This is a genomic window from Streptomyces sp. NPDC006711, from assembly GCF_042869775.1.
In the GTDB taxonomy this organism is placed as follows: Bacteria; Actinomycetota; Actinomycetes; order Streptomycetales; family Streptomycetaceae; genus Streptomyces.
This window is the reverse complement of sequence record NZ_JBIAGO010000002.1, coordinates 306,429-324,556: the sequence shown is the minus strand read 5'-3', so window position 1 is coordinate 324,556 and position 18,128 is coordinate 306,429. Positions and strand designations below refer to the sequence as shown.

The 18,128-nt window shown below is 71.6% G+C and carries 17 protein-coding genes; 15 read left to right on the top strand and 2 right to left on the bottom strand.

Annotated elements, in window-relative coordinates; genetic code table 11:
* The first annotated feature begins 74 nt into the window (after positions 1-74).
* Together ACFYM2_RS05550 and ACFYM2_RS05545 are read left to right on the top strand one after the other, a co-directional pair.
* Positions 75-794 (top strand): HdeD family acid-resistance protein, encoded by a 720-nt coding sequence (locus ACFYM2_RS05550; RefSeq protein WP_358993373.1) that lies wholly within the window; start codon positions 75-77, stop codon positions 792-794.
* A 136-nt stretch (positions 795-930) separates the two neighbouring features.
* Positions 931-1,431 (top strand): ATP-binding protein, encoded by a 501-nt coding sequence (locus ACFYM2_RS05545; protein WP_388833559.1) that lies wholly within the window; start codon positions 931-933, stop codon positions 1,429-1,431.
* On the opposite strand, the gene idi is transcribed toward ACFYM2_RS05545, so the two are convergent.
* Both idi and ACFYM2_RS05535 read right to left on the bottom strand, forming a co-directional pair.
* Positions 1,406-2,008, bottom strand: coding sequence for an isopentenyl-diphosphate Delta-isomerase (gene idi, locus ACFYM2_RS05540; protein ID WP_358993367.1), 603 nt, complete (start codon positions 2,006-2,008; stop codon positions 1,406-1,408). The two genes, ACFYM2_RS05545 and idi, sit on opposite strands and share 26 nt — an antisense overlap.
* A gap of 117 nt (positions 2,009-2,125) precedes the next feature.
* Positions 2,126-3,067 (bottom strand): cation diffusion facilitator family transporter, encoded by a 942-nt coding sequence (locus ACFYM2_RS05535; protein WP_388456003.1) that lies wholly within the window; start codon positions 3,065-3,067, stop codon positions 2,126-2,128.
* 413 nt (positions 3,068-3,480) lie between these two features.
* On the opposite strand from ACFYM2_RS05535, the gene ACFYM2_RS05530 reads away from it, so the two are divergent.
* From ACFYM2_RS05530 to ACFYM2_RS05470, 13 genes are all read left to right on the top strand, one after another.
* A complete protein-coding gene (locus ACFYM2_RS05530; RefSeq protein WP_388834240.1) occupies positions 3,481-5,286 on the top strand; it encodes a DUF5941 domain-containing protein in 1,806 nt (601 codons plus the stop codon).
* Positions 5,283-6,020 carry a phosphocholine cytidylyltransferase family protein gene (locus ACFYM2_RS05525; RefSeq protein ID WP_350233676.1) on the top strand — a complete coding sequence of 246 codons (738 nt, stop codon included), beginning with the start codon at positions 5,283-5,285 and terminating at the stop codon, positions 6,018-6,020. Before ACFYM2_RS05530 ends, ACFYM2_RS05525 begins: the two co-directional genes overlap by 4 nt.
* Positions 6,008-7,069 (top strand): iron-containing alcohol dehydrogenase family protein, encoded by a 1,062-nt coding sequence (locus ACFYM2_RS05520; protein WP_358993361.1) that lies wholly within the window; start codon positions 6,008-6,010, stop codon positions 7,067-7,069. Before ACFYM2_RS05525 ends, ACFYM2_RS05520 begins: the two co-directional genes overlap by 13 nt.
* A complete protein-coding gene (locus ACFYM2_RS05515; RefSeq protein ID WP_358993358.1) occupies positions 7,047-7,826 on the top strand; it encodes a CDP-alcohol phosphatidyltransferase family protein in 780 nt (259 codons plus the stop codon). The genes ACFYM2_RS05520 and ACFYM2_RS05515 overlap by 23 nt, the downstream gene beginning before the upstream one ends.
* A 50-nt stretch (positions 7,827-7,876) precedes the next feature.
* A complete protein-coding gene (locus ACFYM2_RS05510; protein WP_358993891.1) occupies positions 7,877-8,722 on the top strand; it encodes a glycosyltransferase in 846 nt (281 codons plus the stop codon).
* Positions 8,723-8,777: 55 nt separating this feature from the next.
* Positions 8,778-9,659, top strand: a complete 882-nt coding sequence (locus ACFYM2_RS05505; RefSeq protein WP_358993355.1) for an ABC transporter permease — start codon at positions 8,778-8,780, stop codon at positions 9,657-9,659.
* Positions 9,646-10,461 carry an ABC transporter ATP-binding protein gene (locus tag ACFYM2_RS05500; RefSeq protein ID WP_388456006.1) on the top strand — a complete coding sequence of 272 codons (816 nt, stop codon included), beginning with the start codon at positions 9,646-9,648 and terminating at the stop codon, positions 10,459-10,461. Before ACFYM2_RS05505 ends, ACFYM2_RS05500 begins: the two co-directional genes overlap by 14 nt.
* Positions 10,462-10,880: 419 nt before the next feature.
* Positions 10,881-11,792: a squalene synthase HpnC gene (gene hpnC / locus ACFYM2_RS05495; RefSeq protein WP_358993349.1), complete on the top strand. Its 912-nt coding sequence runs from the start codon at positions 10,881-10,883 to the stop codon at positions 11,790-11,792.
* Positions 11,789-12,739, top strand: coding sequence for a presqualene diphosphate synthase HpnD (gene hpnD, locus ACFYM2_RS05490; protein ID WP_350233682.1), 951 nt, complete (start codon positions 11,789-11,791; stop codon positions 12,737-12,739). Before hpnC ends, hpnD begins: the two co-directional genes overlap by 4 nt.
* A 151-nt stretch (positions 12,740-12,890) precedes the next feature.
* Positions 12,891-14,273 carry a hydroxysqualene dehydroxylase HpnE gene (gene hpnE / locus ACFYM2_RS05485; RefSeq protein WP_388833555.1) on the top strand — a complete coding sequence of 461 codons (1,383 nt, stop codon included), beginning with the start codon at positions 12,891-12,893 and terminating at the stop codon, positions 14,271-14,273.
* On the top strand, positions 14,270-15,379 hold the full coding sequence (locus ACFYM2_RS05480) for a polyprenyl synthetase family protein (protein ID WP_358993340.1): 1,110 nt from the start codon (positions 14,270-14,272) through the stop codon (positions 15,377-15,379). The genes hpnE and ACFYM2_RS05480 overlap by 4 nt, the downstream gene beginning before the upstream one ends.
* Before the next feature lie 108 nt (positions 15,380-15,487).
* Positions 15,488-17,482 carry a squalene--hopene cyclase gene (gene shc / locus ACFYM2_RS05475; RefSeq protein WP_388456012.1) on the top strand — a complete coding sequence of 665 codons (1,995 nt, stop codon included), beginning with the start codon at positions 15,488-15,490 and terminating at the stop codon, positions 17,480-17,482.
* The gene (locus ACFYM2_RS05470) at positions 17,482-18,123 is read left to right on the top strand and encodes a 1-hydroxy-2-methyl-2-butenyl 4-diphosphate reductase (protein WP_358993334.1); all 642 of its coding nucleotides are present in this window, start codon (positions 17,482-17,484) and stop codon (positions 18,121-18,123) included. Before shc ends, ACFYM2_RS05470 begins: the two co-directional genes overlap by 1 nt.
* The last annotated feature ends 5 nt before the right edge of the window (positions 18,124-18,128 follow it).

Genomic DNA, 18,128 nt, shown 5'->3' with positions numbered 1-18,128 from the left:
CGCCGGATGCTATCCGGGCACCCGCTCCTTATGATCGCAAGGGGGGTCGCACGCGGATCGATGAGGAGACGCTGATGGCCAGACCCAGGCGCGACGTCGCAACCGCAGGCACCGGACGCGAAGGCACCGGGCGCGACGGCGTACGCGAAGGCAGGAGACTGAGCCGGAGCTTCGGGCTGCTGGCCCTGCTCGGCGCGATCCTGGTCGTGGCCGGTCTGGTGGGCCTCGGCTACACCGAGTTCGCCACCCTCACCACCATGCTGCTCTTCGGCTGGCTGCTGCTGATCGGCGGCGTCGTGGGCCTGGCGCACGCGATCCAGTCGCGCGGCTCGGGCTTCTTCTGGCTCGCCGTCGTGGTCGCCGCGCTGAACCTGGCCGCCGGCGTAGTCATCATCCGCCGCCCCGAGGGCAGCGCGGAGGCGCTGACGATGTTCGCCGCCCTGCTGTTCCTGACCGGCGGGGTCTTCCGCCTGGCGGGCAGCGTGGTGGTGCGCGGGCCGCAGTTCGGCTGGACGCTGGTGCAGGGCGCCTTCGGGGTGCTCCTGGGCGTGCTGGTGCTCGCGAGCTGGCCGAGCAACAGCCGGTACGTCATCGGCTGCTTCTTCTCGCTGGCGCTGCTGTTCGACGGTCTCGGGCTGATCGCCATCGGCGTGGGCGGGCGCAGAATCGTCACTCTTGTGAGCGACGCGGTGGCCTCGCCGAACGTTGCCAAGGACACGCCCCCGATGTCTCCGACACCCCCGCAAGCCGTGGCAAAACCGTCAGACGGCGAACAGTACCCGCCGCCGAGGTGACATCTTCTTCCTCAGGCGGTCAAAAAGCGGCGATAGATGGGGACTTCTGGTCAGTCGGGCGGTCCGGACCAGCGCACTTTGGACACTCGTCAGGAGTGGGGGTCCCCCGTCGAGCCGTAAGGGTGGGTGCCAGAACATGGAGATCCGCGGGAGCCTCCCGCCCGAAACCGCCGCTGTTGGCGGCGCGCGGTCCTACGAAGGCGTGTGGCGGTTCACCGCTCCCGCCGTCGACGTCTCGGTCCCAGGGGTCCGGCACGCGGTGCGCGACCTGCTGCGCCGCCAGGACGTGCCGGCCCACGACGACCTCGTACAGGGCCTGCTGCTCATCGTCTCGGAGCTGGTCACCAACGCGGTCAGACACGCGGCGCTGCTCTCGCCGCAGGTCGCCGTCGAGGTGGCGATCGGGGCCGAGTGGATCCGGGTGTCCGTCGAGGACGAGCACCCCTACCGGCCCAAGGCCCTGGAGGCCGACTGCGCGCGGACCGGGGGGCGCGGACTGCTCCTGGTCCGTGAGATCACCGAGGAGGCCGGCGGGGTGTGCGACGTCGAGCAGACCGCGAGCGGCGGAAAGATCGTGTGGGCCGCACTCCCGCTGGCCCCTCTGCCGGGGATCACCAGCCCGCGTCGGGCCCCGTGAGCTCCTTGATCGCGGGCCGCGCGGCGTCGAGGACCGTCATGAACCACGCCGAGAACGGCGCACTCGCGTGCCGCTCGGCGAGTTCGTCGGCGCTCACGAACGCCGTCTCGCCGATCTCCTCGGGATCGGGCCGCAGCGCGGACTGGGCAAGGCCCACGAAGAGGTGGTTGTACTCCTGCTCCACCAGACCCGACTCCGGGTCGGGGTGGTTGTAGCGCACCGTGCCCGCCTCGGCGAGCAGTGTGGGGGAGATGCCCAGCTCCTCATGGGTGCGCCGGGCGGCCGCCGCGAACGGGGACTCGCCGGGGTAGGGGTGGCCGCAGCAGGTGTTGGACCAGACACCGGGGGAGTGGTACTTGCCGAGCGCGCGCCGCTGCAACAGCAGCCGGCCCTTCTGGTCGAAGAGGAAGACGGAGAACGCCCGGTGCAGCTGACCGGGCGCCTGGTGCGCGGCCAGCTTCTCCGCGGTCCCGATGGTGTTGCCGCTCTCGTCGACGAGTTCGAGCATGATCTCCGGTGCGGCGCCCATGGTCCCGTTCGACGAGTTGTTCGCCGTGGTGGCTGGTGTGCTCGGCATAACCATCCTTCGCTTCGGTCCTCGGCTGCCCAGTCTGCCGTACAACGGCGGCGTCTTCGCCATTGAGCGGCACCCGCATGTCCTGCCCCACGGGTCGCCCCGGGAACCCGCCGCGGGTCAGTGGCAGAGCCGCGCCTCGTGCTCGGCGTGCCCGCCGGGCTCCAGCTGGAAGGTGCAGTGCTCCACGTCGAAGTGGTCGCCCAGGCAGCCCTGCAATTCGTGCAGCAGTTTCTCGTGTCCCACCGAGTCGAGCACGTCCTGGCTGACCACCACGTGGGCGGAGAGCACCGGCATGCCCGAGGTGATCGTCCAGGCGTGCAGATCGTGGACGTCCTCGACGCCCTCCAGCGCCACGATGTGCGAGCGGACCTCCGCCATGTCCACCCCCTTGGGGGCCGACTCGAGCAGCACGTTCAAGGTCTCGCGCAGCAGCTTGACGGTCCTCGGCACGATCATCAGGCCGATCACCAGGGAGGCGATCGGGTCGGCCGCCTGCCAGCCGGTGGTGATGATGACGAGGCCTGCCACCACCACCGCCCCCGAGCCGAGCGCGTCGGAGAGCACTTCGAGGAAGGCGCCGCGCACGTTCAGGCTCTCCTGCTGCCCCTTCATCAGCAGGCACAGGGAGACCGAGTTCGCGGCCAGGCCCACGAGGCCGAAGACCACGGCCGTGCCGCCCGAGGTGCCGGCCGGCTCCACGAACCGCGAGACGGCCTCGAACAGGATGTAGCCGCCCACGCCGAGCAGCAGCAGGCAGTTGGCGAGCGCCGCCAGGATCTCGGCCCTGGCGTAGCCATAGGTGCGGTTGGCGCCGGCCGGGCGGTTGGCGAAGTGGATGGCCAGCAGCGCCATCGCGAGCCCGAGGCCGTCCGTCGCCATGTGCGCGGCGTCCGCGACCAGCGCCAGGGAGTCCGCGAGCAGGCCGCCGACGACCTCCACGACCATCACCGTCAGTGTGATGGCGAGCGCGATGCGCAGCCGTCCCCGGTAGGCGGCCGCCGCGGTGCCCGTCGGCGGTGGTGCGCCGTGTGTGTGTCCGTGGTCGTGCCCAGCCCCCATGAAAGGCCCTCCCGGATCCGTTCCCGATCAATCCTGGCGTCTCGTACGAGGGGCAAGTGAACTACGGGTAGGGGGTATCCGCAACACGGCACTGAACACCGTTGTCATAGTCTCTGACCTGCGCAAATGCCCGCAGGTCAGCGCGTTGCGGCGATCTTTTGGCGGCCTTGGGGGGCGACGGCGGCGCGCGGGCGGGGAGGCCGCCATGGGCAGGCGGTTTGTGAGCGGCGCCCCCGATCGACGATGATGATCGCTGCCGTGCGGCAGCGGGAGCCGGTGGGCCTCAGCGGGCGTGAACGGCCAGTGAATTCCCGCTTCCGCGCATCCGATAGCCTCTGCCGACGTGCCGCCCGCCTCCCGTTCGGGCCGGGCCGTTGGACTACCGCCATGTCAGTCGCAAGGAGTGAGTTCGTCTGTCGACCGCCATCGTTACCGGTCCGCCGGTGCCCGGATCGCAGCTCGGACCCGACCTGCGCGCGCTGGGTTTCGACGTACAGAACGCCTTCCTCCCCGACGACCTGCCCGGTCTGCTCGAGCGCGTGCCCGCGGGTGAGCGCGTCGCCCTGGTCGATCCGCGCTTCCTCGGCCACGTCCACGCGCTGCGCCTGGCGCTGACCGACCCCCGCTTCTCGGCCGCCGCCGTCCCCGGCGCCCTGACGGTCCAGGCCGAGGCCCGCCCGGCGCTGGTGCGCGCCCTGGCCGGGGCCGCCCCCGCGCCCGTGGCCCAGGTGCCCGTCGCCGCCGTGCTCACCGACGACGTCGTCCGCGCCCTGGAAGCCGACGGCGTGGCCGTGCACCACCCCGAGCTGGGCTCGCTCGTCGCGACCGTCCCCGCCGACGCGGTGGCCGCGGCCGAGGCGGCCCGCGCCGTCGCCGCCGTCGACGACGAGGCCGTACGCCTGCGCAACGCCGTCAAGTCCCGCGACGGCTTCTTCACCACCCACTTCATCAGCCCCTACTCCCGCTACCTCGCCCGCTGGTGCGCCCGCAGGGGACTGACCCCCAACCAGGTCACCACCGCCTCGCTGATCACCGCCCTGATCGCGGCGGGCTGCGCGGCGACCGGCAGCCGTGGCGGGTACGTCGCGGCCGGCGTGCTGCTTCTCCTGTCCTTCGTCCTGGACTGCACCGACGGGCAGCTCGCCCGCTACTCGTTGCAGTACTCCACGATGGGCGCCTGGCTCGACGCCACGTTCGACCGCGCCAAGGAGTACGCCTACTACGCGGGCCTCGCCCTCGGAGCCGCCCGGGGCGGCGACGACGTATGGGCGCTCGCGCTGGGGGCGATGGTGCTCCAGACCTGCCGCCATGTCGTGGACTTCTCCTACAACGAGGCACACGTCGTAGGCACCGACGCCACCGCCAACACCAGCCCCACCGCCGCCCTGTCCGACCGGCTCGACTCGGTCGGCTGGACGGTGTGGGTACGCCGCATGATCGTGCTGCCCATCGGTGAGCGCTGGGCGATGATCGCGGTGCTCACAGCCCTCACCACCCCCCGCGTCGTCTTCTACGCGCTGCTCATCGGCTGCGCCTTCGCCGCCTGCTACACCACCGCGGGGCGCGTCCTGCGCTCCGTGACCCGCCGGGCCACCCGCACCGACCGCGCCGCCCGGGCGCTGGCCGACCTCGCCGACAGCGGCCCGCTCGCCCAGCTGATCGCGGCCAGGGCCCCCCGGATCCCGGGCGCCCCCGTTCTCGCCGGTATCGGCGCGGCCGTGCTGATCGCCGCCGCCCTCACGGTGCCGCCCGGCGGCGGCCTGGTGATCGGCGCCGCCGCGCTGTACGCGCTCTTGTCCGGCCTCGCCGTCGCCGCCCCCCTCAAGGGCGCCCTGGACTGGCTCGTTCCGCCACTCTTCCGGGTGGCGGAGTACTGCGTGATCCTCATCCTCGCGGCCCGCTCGGACGTCCCCGGGGCCCTTCCCGCGGCCTTCGGGCTCGTCAGCGCGGTCGCCTACCATCACTACGACACGGTCTACCGCATCAAGGGCGGATCCGGCGCGCCGCCGGCCTGGCTGGTCCGGGCGGTCGGCGGGCACGAGGGCCGGGCGCTCGTGGTGACGGTGCTCGCCGCCGTCCTGGCCGCACGCGAGACAGACTTCACCCTGGCGCTCACCGCCCTGGCGGCGGCCGTCGCGCTCGTGGTGCTCGTGGAGTCCATCCGTTTCTGGGTCTCCTCCGGAGCACCTGCCGTACATGACGAAGGAGAGACAGCATGATTGGCCTTGTTCTGGCAGCCGGTGCCGGACGGCGTCTGCGCCCCTACACCGACACGCTCCCGAAGGCTCTCGTGCCGGTCGACGGTGACACCACCGTCCTGGACATCGCGCTGAAGAACTTCGCCGAGGTCGGCCTCACCGAAGTCGCCGTCGTCGTCGGCTACCGCAAGGAAGCCGTGTACGCGCGCAAGGAGGCCCTTGAGGCCCGGTACGGCGTCACGATCACGCTGATCGACAACGACAAGGCCGAGGAGTGGAACAACGCCTACTCCCTGTGGTGTGCGCGTGAGGTCCTCAAGCGCGGAGTGATCCTCGCCAACGGCGACACCGTCCACCCCGTCTCCGTCGAGAAGACGCTGCTCGGCGCGCGCGGCGAGGGCCGGAAGATCATCCTCGCCCTCGACACGGTCAAGAGCCTGGCCGACGAGGAGATGAAGGTGATCACCGCCGAGGGCAAGGGCGTCCAGCGCATCACCAAGCTGATGGACCCCGCCGAGGCCACGGGTGAGTACATCGGCGTCACGCTCATCGAGGCCGAGGCCGCCGAGGAGCTGGCCGACGCCCTGAAGGCCACCTTCGAGCGCGACCCCGACCTCTACTACGAGGACGGCTACCAGGAGCTCGTGGGCCGCGGCTTCACCGTCGACGTGGCGCCCATCGGCGAGGTGTCGTGGGTCGAGATCGACAACCACGACGACCTGGCGAAGGGCCGTGAGATCGCGTGCCAGTACTGACGCGGCTCATCCCGTCACCCGTCGTCGTCGACATCCGGCGCGGCGCCCTGGACGATCTCGCGGTCGTCCTGGCCGACCAGCGGATCTCCGCCAACGGCAACCTCGCCATCGCGGTCAGCGGCGGCTCGGGGCAGAAGCTGCGCGAGCGGTTCGCCCCAGTCCTTCCCGGCGCCGAGTGGTACGCGGTGGACGGCGGCACCATCGACGCGGCCGTCACCCTGGCCGACCAGATGCGCGGCAAGCGCTACGACGCGGTCGTGGCGCTGGGCGGCGGCAAGATCATCGACGTGACCAAGTACGCGGCGGCCCGCGTCGGTCTGCCGATGGTCGCGGTCGCCACGAACCTCTCCCACGACGGCATCTGCTCGCCCGTCTCCACCCTCGACAACGACAACGGCCGCGGCTCCTACGGGGTGCCCACCCCGCTGGCGATCCTCATCGACCTGGACGTCATCCGCGACGCCCCGGCGCGCTATGTGCGCTCCGGCATCGGTGACGCGATCTCCAACCTGTCGGCCATCGCGGACTGGGAGCTCTCCCACCGCGAGACCGGCGAGCCCGTCGACGGCCTGGCCGCCGCCATGGCGCGCAGCGCCGGCGAGGCGGTCCTGCGCCACCCCGGCACGGTCGGCGACGACGACTTCCTGATCACGCTCTCCGAGGGCCTGGTCATGTCCGGCATCGCCATGTCGATCAGTGGCGACACCCGGCCCTCGTCGGGCGCCTGCCACGAGATCAGCCACGCCTTCGACCTGCTCTTCCCCCGGCGCGCCGCGAGCCACGGCGAGCAGTGCGGTCTGGGCGCCGCGTTCGCGATGCACCTGCGGGGCGCGACCGAGCAGTCCGCGCTGATGGCCGAGGTGCTGCGCCGGCACGCCCTGCCGGTGACGACGGAGGAAATCGGCTTCAGCGCCGAGGAGTTCGTCCGGGCCGTCGAGTTCGCGCCGGCGACCCGCCCCGGCCGCTACACCATCCTCGAACATCTCGACCTGTCCACCGACCAGATCAGGGACGCGTACGCCGACTATGCCAAGACCATCCGTAGCTGAACTCCGCCCGGTCGTGCACCCGGCGGGTGTCAAGGACCGGGTCAGCGGAGAACACTGGGGCGGCCGCCTGTACATGCGCGAGATCTCGCTGCGCGTCACCCGCCTCCTGGTCACCACCAAGGTCACGCCCAACCAGCTGACCTACGTGATGACGCTCAGCGGTGTCCTCGCCGCGCCCGCCCTGCTCGTGCCGGGCGTCTGGGGCGCCGTCCTCGGCGTCGTGGCCGTCCAGGGCTATCTGCTGCTCGACTGCGTCGACGGCGAAGTGGCCCGCTGGAAGAAGCAGTTCTCGCTCTCCGGGGTCTACCTGGACCGCGTCGGCGCCTATCTGTGCGACGCGGCGGTCCTGGTCGGTTTCGGCCTGCGCGCCGCCGACCTGTGGGGCCCCGGCCGCATCGACTGGCTGTGGGCCTTCCTCGGTACGCTCGCGGCGCTCGGCGCCATCCTGATCAAGGCCGAGACCGACCTCGTCGGCGTCGCCCGCCACCAGGCGGGCCTGCCGCAGGTCAAGGACGCGGCCGCGACCCCGCGCTCCTCCGGCATGGCGCTGGCCCGCAGGGCCGCCGCCGCGCTGAAGTTCCACCGTCTCGTCCTCGGCATCGAGGCGTCCCTGCTCATCCTGGTCCTCGCGGTCGTGGACCAGGTCCGCGGCGACCTGTACTTCTCGCGCCTGGGCGTCGCGGTGCTCGCCGGCATCGCGCTCCTTCAGACGCTGCTGCACCTCGTGTCCGTCCTGGCTTCGAGCAGGCTCAAGTGAGCGCCCCGGCGCAGGGCGCCCCCCTGAAGGTCGGCGCGGTCGTCATCACCATGGGCAACCGCCCCGCCGAGCTGCGCGCCCTGCTCGACTCGGTGGCCGGGCAGGACGGCGACGCGGTCCAGGTCGTGGTGGTCGGCAACGGCGCCCCGGTCCCGGACGTCCCCGAGGGCGTACGCACCGTGGAGCTGCCGGAGAACCTGGGCATCCCGGGCGGGCGCAACGTCGGCATCGAGGCGTTCGGCCCCTCGGGCTCCGAGGTCGACGTGCTGCTCTTCCTCGACGACGACGGCTCGCTGGCGAACACCGACACCGCCGAGCTGTGCCGCCAGGCCTTCGCGGCCGACCCCGAGCTCGGCATCATCAGCTTCCGCATCGCCGACCCGGACACCGGCGTCACCCAGCGCCGTCACGTCCCGAGGCTGCGCGCATCCGACCCGATGCGCTCCTCGCGCGTGACCACCTTCCTCGGCGGCGCCAACGCCGTGCGCACCCGGGTGTTCGCCGAGGTCGGAGCGCTGCCGGAGGAGTTCTTCTACGCCCACGAGGAGACCGACCTCGCCTGGCGCGCGCTCGACGGCGGCTGGATGATCGACTACCGCGCGGACATGGTCCTGCACCACCCGACGACCGCCCCGTCCCGGCACGCGGTCTACCACCGGATGGTGGCCCGCAACCGCGTCTGGCTGGCCCGGCGCAATCTGCCGGCGCTCCTGGTCCCCGTCTACCTCGGGGTCTGGCTGCTCCTGACGCTGGCCCGCAAGCCCTCGGGCCCGGCCCTCAGAGCCTGGTTCGGCGGCTTCAAGGAGGGCTGGACCACGCCCTGCGGGCCGCGCCGCCCCATGAAGTGGCGTACGGTCTTCAAGCTCACCCGCCTTGGCCGTCCCCCCGTGATCTGAGAGTTTCGGCTCCACGACCATCGGGCGTACTTCTTGAACACGAAAGTTTCCACTTGTGAGTGACACAACCCTGTCCCCGGCGGATCTCGCCGCCAAGCACGGGCTGTCGGTGAGCGGTGCCCGTCCCGGGCTCACCGCTTACATCAAGCAGCTGTGGGGTCGGCGCCACTTCATCCTGTCGTTCTCATCGGCCAAGCTCACCGCCCAGTACAGCGAGGCGAAGCTCGGCCAGATCTGGCAGGTGGCGACGCCCCTGCTGAACGCGCTGGTCTACTACTTCATCTTCGGCGTGCTCATGGGAACGAGGAAGGGCATCCCCAACGATGTCTTCATCCCGTTCCTGGTGACCGGCGTGTTCCTGTTCACCTTCACCCAGAACTCGCTGATGGCCGGCGTACGGGCCATCTCGGGCAACCTGGGCCTGGTGCGCGCGCTGCACTTCCCGCGCGCGTCCCTGCCCATCTCCTTCGCGCTCCAGCAGCTCCAGCAGCTGCTCTTCTCGATGATCGTCCTGATGATCGTGGTGGTCGCCTCCGGCTTCGCGCCGGGCATGACCTGGCCCCTGATCATTCCGGTGCTCGCGCTTCAGTTCGTCTTCAACACCGGCCTGGCGCTGATCTTCGCCCGGCTCGGCGCCAAGACACCCGACCTCGCGCAGCTGATGCCGTTCATCATGCGTACGTGGATGTATTCCTCCGGCGTGATGTTCAGCATCACCGCGGTGCTCCACGACAAGCCGAGCTGGCTCAAGCACGTCCTTCAGGTCAACCCCGCCGCGATCTACATGGATCTGGCGCGCTACGCCCTGCTGGACGGTTACGGCAGGGGGTCCCTGCCCCCGCACGTCTGGGCCCTGGCGGTCGGCTGGGCCGTCGTCGTGGGCGCCCTGGGATTCGTGTACTTCTGGAAGGCGGAGGAGCGGTATGGCCGTGGCTGAGGACATCAAGGACCGCGTGGCGGTCGAAGACGCGCGCATTCCCACCGTGATCTGCGACGACGTGCACATCGTGTACACCGTCAACGGTGGCGGCGGCGGGCGGGGCAGTGCGACGGCCGCCCTGAGCCGCATGGTCAAGAAGGACAAGACCGGCGGCGCCAGCCGGGGCATGCGGCGGGTGCACGCCGTCAAGGGCGTGTCGTTCACCGCCTACCGCGGCGAGGCGATCGGGCTCATCGGCTCCAACGGCTCGGGCAAGTCGACGCTGCTGCGGGCCATCGCCGGCCTGCTGCCGCCCGAGAGCGGGCGCGTGTACACCGACGGGCAGCCCTCGCTGCTCGGTGTCAACGCGGCGCTGATGAACGACCTCACCGGCGAGCGCAACGTCATCCTGGGCGGCCTGGCCATGGGCATGTCGCGCGAGGAGGTCAAGGAGCGCTACGAGGAGATCGTGGAGTTCTCCGGGATCAACGACAAGGGCGACTTCATCTCGCTGCCGATGCGGACGTACTCCTCGGGCATGGCGGCCCGGCTGCGGTTCTCCATCGCGGCGGCCAAGGACCACGACGTCCTCATGATCGACGAGGCGCTTGCCACCGGCGACCGCCAGTTCCAGATCCGCTCCGAGGAGCGCATCCGGGAGCTGCGCAAGCACGCGGGCACCGTCTTCCTGGTGAGCCACAGCATCGGCTCCATCCGGGACACCTGCGACCGGGTGCTCTGGCTCGAGCGCGGCGAGCTGCTGATGGACGGGCCGACCGACGAGGTCGTCAAGGCCTACCAGAGGGAATCCGGCCGCTGACGCGCCGTCACCTCAAGAACTCCGCAGTCGTGGCCCCCGCCGATCAACCCCGGCGGGGGCCGTTGCGTCCTAGGGTGTGTTCGGACCGTCAAGATCCCGTCAAGTTGCCAGTACGGGGGGAAGGTTGGACCGGATCGCCGTGTTCTTGTAATGCTCGCAACACCCCGGCGCGGTGGCGGTCGTTGTACAACGTAAGCTGTACCGGTGCTGATTCGCGGCAAGTGGGGCAATACGCTCCCGGCTCCGCGCGTGACGGGCCCTCCCGTCCGGGGAGGTCAGGCGGCGTGTCCGAAATAGGATGTTTTAGGTCGGCGGTGTAGAACGGGAGATGTGACGGCCATGGCTACGGAAGATCTCCAGCTCCAAGGGACGGCCGCCGTTCCCGCCCCGGGCGGTACCCGGTGACCCCAGTCCCGGACGTGCGCACCGGATCCGCGTCGCGCGCCACCCTCGACAAGGCCGCGGACGAGAACTTCCCCGTCGCCCCCTTCTTCCTGCCGCGCGCCTGGCGCGAGGACCTGATGGCCGTCTACGGCTTCGCCCGCCTCGTCGACGACATCGGCGACGGCGACCTCACCCCCGGCGGCGCCGACGCCCGCCACCTCGGCGTCCGTCCCGGCGACCCCCGCGCCCCCGGCGACCCCGACGGCCGGCTCGCCCTGCTCGACGCCTTCGAGAGGGATCTGCGCCGGGTCTTCGACGGAAGCCCGCGCCACCCCCTCCTCAAGGCGCTCCAGCCCACCGTGCGGCGCTGCGCGCTCACCCCGGAACCCTTCCTCGGCCTGATCGCCGCCAACCGCCAGGACCAGCGGGTGCGGCGCTATGAGACGTATGAGGAACTGCTCGCCTACTGTGAACTTTCGGCCAACCCTGTAGGGCGCCTCGTCCTCGCCATCACCGGCACCACGAGCCCGGAGCGTATCCGCCGCTCCGACGCGATCTGCACGGCGCTTCAGATCGTCGAACACCTCCAGGACGTCAAGGAGGACCTCGGCCGTGACCGGATCTATCTGCCGGCCGAGGACATGTCACGTTTCCATGTCACGCCGGCCGATCTGGCCGCGCCGCGAGGGAGCGCTTCGGTGCGTGCCCTGGTCGCGTTCGAAGCGGAACGCGCCGGGTCGTTGCTGAATGAAGGCACCCCCCTGGTGGGTAGCGTCCACGGCAGACTCAAGCTGTTGCTGGCCGGATTCGTGGCCGGGGGACGCGCCGCGCTCGACGCGGTCGCCGCCGCCGGCCACGACGTACTCCCGGGGCCGCCCAAGCCCACCAAGGCAAGGCTGATGCGCGAGGTGGGAGCCGTCTTGCGAAGAGCGCGTAGAGAGGGGTGAGCCGGACAGTGGAGGCACAGGCACCCGTGTCCGCACCGGTACAGGCCGCATACAGCTACTGCGAGGCCGTGACCGGGCAGCAGGCGCGCAATTTCGCGTACGGCATCCGGCTGCTGCCGGCCGACAAGCGGCAGGCGATGTCGGCGCTGTACGCGTTCTCACGCCGGGTCGACGACATCGGTGACGGCACGCTGGCCAAGGACGCCAAGGAGACCCGTCTGGAGGAGACCCGGGCGCTGCTCGCGCGGATCCGCGACGGCGCCGTCCCCGAGGACGACACCGACCCGGTCGCGGTGGCGCTGGCGGACGCGGCGCGCCGTTTCCCGATCCCGCTCGGCGGCCTCGACGAGCTAATCGACGGCGTCCTGATGGACGTCCACGGCGAGAGCTATGAGACGTGGGAGGACCTGAAGGGCTACTGCCGGTGTGTCGCGGGCGCCATCGGCCGGCTCTCGCTCGGCGTGTTCGGCACCCAGCCCGGCGCGCCGGGCACCGAACGCGCCGCGGAGTACGCCGACACGCTGGGGCTCGCACTCCAACTCACCAACATCCTCAGGGACGTTCGCGAGGACGCCGGCACCGGGCGGACCTATCTGCCCTCCGACGACCTCGCCAAGTTCGGCTGCTCCCTGGGCTTCGACGGCCCCCTGCCGCCTCCCGGTTCCGACTTCGCCGGCCTCGTCCACTTCGAAGTGCGGCGCGCCCGGGCCCTGTTCGCCGAGGGCTACCGGCTGCTGCCCATGCTGGACCGGCGCAGCGGCGCCTGCGTGGCCGCCATGGCCGGCATCTACCGGCGCCTGCTCGACCGCATCGAGCGCGACCCCGAGGCGGTGCTGCGCGGCCGGGTCTCGCTGCCCGGCCGCGAGAAGGCGTACGTCGCGGTGCGCGGCCTGTCCGGACTCGACACCCGGTATGTCTCGCGGGGCACCGCCAGGAGGCGCGCCTGATGCACCACCCGCACCTCGACGAAGGACCGGGCACCACGCCGGTACCCCGGCGCGCCCCGCACGGCCCCTTCGCCGCGGCCGGGGCCGCGCAGCGTGCCACCGGCCCGGCGCGCCCCGGCGGGCCGCCCCACGCGTCCCCACGGGAGACGGCATGAACGACGCGCGCCCCACCCGCGCGGTGGTGGTCGGCGGCGGCCTCGCCGGCACCACCGCCGCCCTCCAACTGGCCGACGCGGGCGTGGAAGTGACCCTCGTCGAGGGCCGCCCAAGGCTCGGCGGACTCGCCTTCTCCTTCCGCAGGGGCGACCTCACCGTCGACAACGGCCAGCACGTCTACCTGCGCTGCTGCACCGCCTACCGGTGGTTCCTCGACCGCGTCGACGGCGCGGACCTCGCCCCGGTCCAAGAGCGCATGGACGTGCCCGTCCTGGACGTGGGCCACCCCAGGGGCCCCCGGCTCGGCCGGCTGCGCCGCGACCCGCTGCCCGTACCGCTGCACCTGGCGCGCGGCCTCGCGGCCTACCCCCACCTCTCGCTCGCCGAACGCGCCGGTGTGGGGCGCGCCGCACTGGCGCTCGGGCGCCTCGACCCGGACGATCCGGCCCTGGACGACGAGGACTTCGCCGGCTGGCTCACCCGGCACGGCCAGTCCGCGCGGACCATCGAGGCCCTGTGGGACCTGGTGGGCGTGGCGACCCTGAACGCCACCGCGCCGCACGCCTCGCTCGGGCTCGCCGCGAAGGTCTTCAAGACCGGGCTGCTCTCCGCGCCGGGCGCCGGCGACATCGGCTGGGCCCGCGTCCCGCTCGGCCATCTGCACGACACGCTGGCCCGCAAGGCCCTGGACGCGGCGGGCGTACGCACCCTGACGCGCGCCAAGGCCGAGGCCATCTCCCGTACGGAGAGCGGCGGTTGGCGCGTCGAGCTGACCGGCGAGACGCTCGAGGCGGAGGCCGTGGTGCTGGCCGTGCCGCAGAAGGAGGCCCACGGCCTGCTGCCCGAGGGCGCGCTCGAAGACCCGGGCAAGCTGCTCGCCATCGGCACCGCGCCGATCCTCAACGTCCACGTCGTCTACGACCGCAAGGTCCTCAGACAGCCCTTCTTCGCCGCGCTCGGCAGCCCCGTGCAGTTCGTCTTCGACCGGACGGATTCCTCGGGGCTGATCGGCGGCGGCCAGTACCTGGCCGTCTCCCAGTCGGACGCCGGGGACGAGATCGAACTGCCGGTGGCCGAATTGCGCGCCCGCTACCTGCCGGAACTGGAAAAGCTGTTGCCCGCGGCGCGCGGCGCGAAGATCCTCGACTTCTTCGTCACCCGGGAGCGGACAGCGACGTTCGCCCCCACCCCCGGCGTCGGACGGCTGCGGCCGCCGGCACGGACCCGCGCGGACGGTCTGTACCTGGCCGGCGCGTGGACCGCGACCGGCTGGCCCGCGACCATGGAGGGCGCCGTGCGCAGCGGGTTCAGCGCCGCGGGCGCGGCGCTCGCCGCGCTGGGCCGCCCACCTGTTCATCCGCTTCAGGAGGCGGCATGACTGTTAGCAGTACTGGAACAAGAGGAGAGACTGTGCCGACTGTGCCTTCGGCTTCGGCGAATCCGGCTGTGGACACCGTGGACGTCAACGCCCTGCTGGAGCGGGGGCGCGAGTTGTCCACGCCGGAGCTTCGCGCGGCCGTCGACCGGCTCGCGGCTCCCATGGACACCGTCGCCGCCTACCACTTCGGGTGGATCGACGCCGAGGGGCGCCCCTCGGCCGGTGACGGCGGCAAGGCGGTGCGGCCCGCGCTCGCCCTGCTCTCCGCGGAGGCGGCGGGGGCCGCGGCCGAGGTCGGCGTGCCCGGCGCGGTCGCCGTGGAGCTCGTGCACAACTTCTCGCTCCTGCACGACGACCTCATGGACGGCGACGAGCAGCGCCGCCACCGCGACACGGTGTGGAAGGTGCACGGCCCGGCGCAGGCGATTCTCGTGGGTGACGCCCTGTTCGCGCTCGCCAACGAGGTCCTGCTCGAGCTGGGCACGGTCGAGGCGGGCCGCGCCACGCGTCGGCTTACCACCGCCACCCGCAAGCTGATCGACGGTCAGGCCCAGGACATCTCCTACGAGCACCGCGAGCGGGTCACCGTCGAGGAATGCCTGGAGATGGAGGGCAACAAGACGGGCGCGCTGCTCGCCTGCGCCGTCTCCATCGGCGCGGTCCTCGGCGGCGCGGACGAGGCGATGGCCGACACCCTGGAGGCGTACGGCTACCACCTCGGCCTCGCCTTCCAGGCCGTCGACGACCTGCTCGGCATCTGGGGCGACCCGGACGCCACGGGCAAGCAGACCTGGAGCGACCTGCGCCAGCGCAAGAAGTCCCTGCCCGTCGTCGCCGCGCTCGCCGCGGGCGGCGCCGCCTCCACCCGGCTCGGCGAGCTCCTGGCCGCCGACGCCAAGAGCAATGACTTCGACAGCTTCTCCGAGGCGGAGTTCGCCACCCGGGCGGCCCTGATCGAGGAGGCCGGCGGCCGCGAGTGGACTTCCCAGGAGGCCCGCAGGCAGCACGCCATCGCCATCGACGCGCTCGGCGCCGTCGACATGCCGCACACCGTCCGCGCCCAGCTCACCGCGCTGGCGGACTTCGTCGTCGTACGAAAGAGATGATCACGATTCCCATATGACGCGCAGTCGCCGGCAGGGTCCGGGCAACCGGGCTCGCGCCGACGTCACACCCCAGCACAGCAGAAGTAGCCACTGCACGAAGGGGAAGCCATGACAGCGACGACCGACGGAAGCACCGGGGCCCCGACGCCCCGGGCCGCCGCGGCCAGGACGACCGCCGGGACGGCACCCGGCGCGGACCAGGTGCTCGACGCCGCGAAGCTGGCCGCACAGCGCGGGGTGGAGCACCTGCTGGCGAGACAGGACGCCCAGGGCTGGTGGAAGGGCGACCTGGAGACCAACGTCACCATGGACGCCGAGGACCTGCTGCTGCGGCAGTTCCTCGGAATCCAGGACGACAAGGTGCTGGCCGCGGCCGCCCTGTTCATCCGGGGCCAGCAGCGCGACGACGGGACCTGGGCCACCTTCTACGGCGGGCCCGGTGAACTGTCCGCCACCATCGAGGCGTACGTCGCCCTCAGGCTCGCCGGCGACCTGCCCGAGGCACCGCACATGGCCCGCGCCTCGGCCTGGATCAGGGCGAAGGGCGGGATCGCCTCGGCCCGGGTCTTCACCCGCATCTGGCTGGCCCTGTTCGGCTGGTGGAAGTGGGACGACCTGCCCGAGCTGCCGCCCGAGCTGATCTTCCTGCCGCCGTGGGTCCCCCTCAACATTTACGACTTCGGCTGCTGGGCGCGGCAGACCATCGTGCCGCTCACTGTGGTCTCGGCCAAGCGCCCGGTGCGGCCCGCGCCCTTCGCGCTGGATGAGCTGCACACCGACGCGCGGCGGCCCAATCCGCCCAAACCCCTTGCCCCGCTCGCCAGTTGGAGCGGCACCTTCCAGCGGCTCGACAAGGTGCTGCACGCCTATCGCAAGGTGGCGCCCCGCAAGCTGCGCCGGGCGGCGATGCGCGGCGCCGCCCGCTGGATCGTCGAACGCCAGGAGAACGACGGCTGCTGGGGCGGTATCCAGCCACCCGCGGTGTACTCCGTCATCGCCCTGCATCTGCTTGGCTACGACCTCCAGCATCCCGTGATGCGGGCCGGCCTGGAGTCGCTGGACCGGTTCGCGGTGTGGCGCGAGGACGGTTCCCGGATGATCGAGGCCTGCCAGTCCCCGGTGTGGGACACCTGCCTCGCCGTCATCGCGCTGGCCGACGCGGGCGTGCCGCCCGACCACCCCGCCCTCGTCAAGGCGGCCGACTGGATGCTCGCCGAGGAGATCACCCGGCCCGGCGACTGGGCGGTGCGCCGGCCCCAACTCGAGCCGGGGGGCTGGGCGTTCGAATTCCACAACGACAACTACCCCGACATCGACGACACCGCCGAGGTGATCCTGGCGCTGCGCCGCGTCAAGCATCCCCGTCAGAACGAGGTCGAGGCGGCCATCGCGCGCGGGGTGCGCTGGAGCGCGGGCATGCAGTCCAAGAACGGCGCGTGGGCCGCGTTCGACGCGGACAACACCAGCGCCTTCCCCAACCGGCTGCCGTTCTGCGACTTCGGCGAGGTCATCGACCCGCCGTCGGCCGATGTCACCGCCCACGTCGTGGAGATGCTGGCCTACGAGGGCAAGGCGCACGATCCGCGCACCCGGCGCGGCGTGGAGTGGCTGCTGGCCGAACAGGAGGCCAACGGCGCCTGGTTCGGGCGCTGGGGCGTCAACTACGTCTACGGCACCGGCTCGGTGGTGCCCGCCCTGACCGCCGCGGGCATCCCTGCCTCGCACCCGGCGATCCGCCGGGCGGTCGGCTGGCTGGAATCCGTGCAGAACGACGACGGCGGCTGGGGCGAGGACCTGCGCTCGTACGGCGAGACGGAATGGATGGGCCGCGGGCCCTCGACGGCCTCGCAGACCGCCTGGGCGCTGCTCGCGCTCCTCGCGGCGGGGGAGCGGGAGGGCAGGGCCGCCGAACGCGGCATCGCCTGGCTCGCCGAGAACCAGCGCGAGGACGGGTCCTGGGACGAGCCGTACTTCACCGGCACCGGATTCCCCTGGGACTTCTCGATCAACTACCACCTCTACCGGCAGGTCTTCCCGCTGACCGCGCTCGGGCGTTACGTCCATGGAGAACCGTTCTCCCCCAACGCCGCCAAGGGGAGTTGATGGACACACCCCAGCCGCCGCACGTGCCGCTGGTGATCGCGTGTGCGCTCACCATCGAGCGCCTGGCGCTGCGCGGCGCCCACGGCGGCGCGGCGGCGCCGGTCACCGTGGTGCGCAGCGGGATGGGCCCGAAAGCCGCCGAACGCGCTCTCCACGAGGCGCTGGGCGCGCCCGCGACCCGTGAGGCGGCGGTCATCGCCTCAGGCTTCTGCGCCGGTCTCGTCCCCGGGATGCACCCCGGGGATCTGGTCGTCGCCGAGGAAACCCGCGACCCCCGGGGTGCCACCGTGTGCGCCGGGGTCGACGTGCTCGCCAAGGCGCTCGCCGAGGCGCTGCCGGGCCGCACGGTCCACACCGGCCCGCTCGCCGGGTCCGACCATGTCGTACGGGGGCCCGAGCGGGCCGCTCTGCGGGCGACCGGAGCGATCGCGGTGGACATGGAGTCCGCCGCCACGCTCTGGACCGCCCAGCGGCGCGGACCGCGTCCGGTTGCGGCCGTCCGGGTGGTCGTGGACGCTCCAGAACATGAACTCGTCCGGATCGGCACGGTGCGCGGTGGAATATCAGCCTTCCGCGTTCTTCGTGCCGTTCTTCCCGCTTTCTTTGAATGGCACCGTTCTTTGCCGCTCCCCAGGAGGTGAGCCAG

Bases quoted from the DNA above. Each gene is read 5' to 3' on its own strand.
- ACFYM2_RS05550 (WP_358993373.1), top strand. From the start codon at position 75: ATGGCCAGACCCAGGCGCGACGTCGCAACCGCAGGCACCGGACGCGAA.
- ACFYM2_RS05545 (WP_388833559.1), top strand. From the start codon at position 931: ATGGAGATCCGCGGGAGCCTCCCGCCCGAAACCGCCGCTGTTGGCGGC.
- idi (WP_358993367.1), bottom strand. From the start codon at position 2,008: ATGCCGAGCACACCAGCCACCACGGCGAACAACTCGTCGAACGGGACC.
- ACFYM2_RS05535 (WP_388456003.1), bottom strand. From the start codon at position 3,067: ATGGGGGCTGGGCACGACCACGGACACACACACGGCGCACCACCGCCG.
- ACFYM2_RS05525 (WP_350233676.1), top strand. From the start codon at position 5,283: ATGATTGGCCTTGTTCTGGCAGCCGGTGCCGGACGGCGTCTGCGCCCC.
- ACFYM2_RS05515 (WP_358993358.1), top strand. From the start codon at position 7,047: ATGCCAAGACCATCCGTAGCTGAACTCCGCCCGGTCGTGCACCCGGCG.
- ACFYM2_RS05510 (WP_358993891.1), top strand. From the start codon at position 7,877: ATGGGCAACCGCCCCGCCGAGCTGCGCGCCCTGCTCGACTCGGTGGCC.
- ACFYM2_RS05500 (WP_388456006.1), top strand. From the start codon at position 9,646: ATGGCCGTGGCTGAGGACATCAAGGACCGCGTGGCGGTCGAAGACGCG.
- hpnE (WP_388833555.1), top strand. From the start codon at position 12,891: ATGAACGACGCGCGCCCCACCCGCGCGGTGGTGGTCGGCGGCGGCCTC.
- ACFYM2_RS05480 (WP_358993340.1), top strand. From the start codon at position 14,270: ATGACTGTTAGCAGTACTGGAACAAGAGGAGAGACTGTGCCGACTGTG.
- shc (WP_388456012.1), top strand. From the start codon at position 15,488: ATGACAGCGACGACCGACGGAAGCACCGGGGCCCCGACGCCCCGGGCC.
- ACFYM2_RS05470 (WP_358993334.1), top strand. From the start codon at position 17,482: ATGGACACACCCCAGCCGCCGCACGTGCCGCTGGTGATCGCGTGTGCG.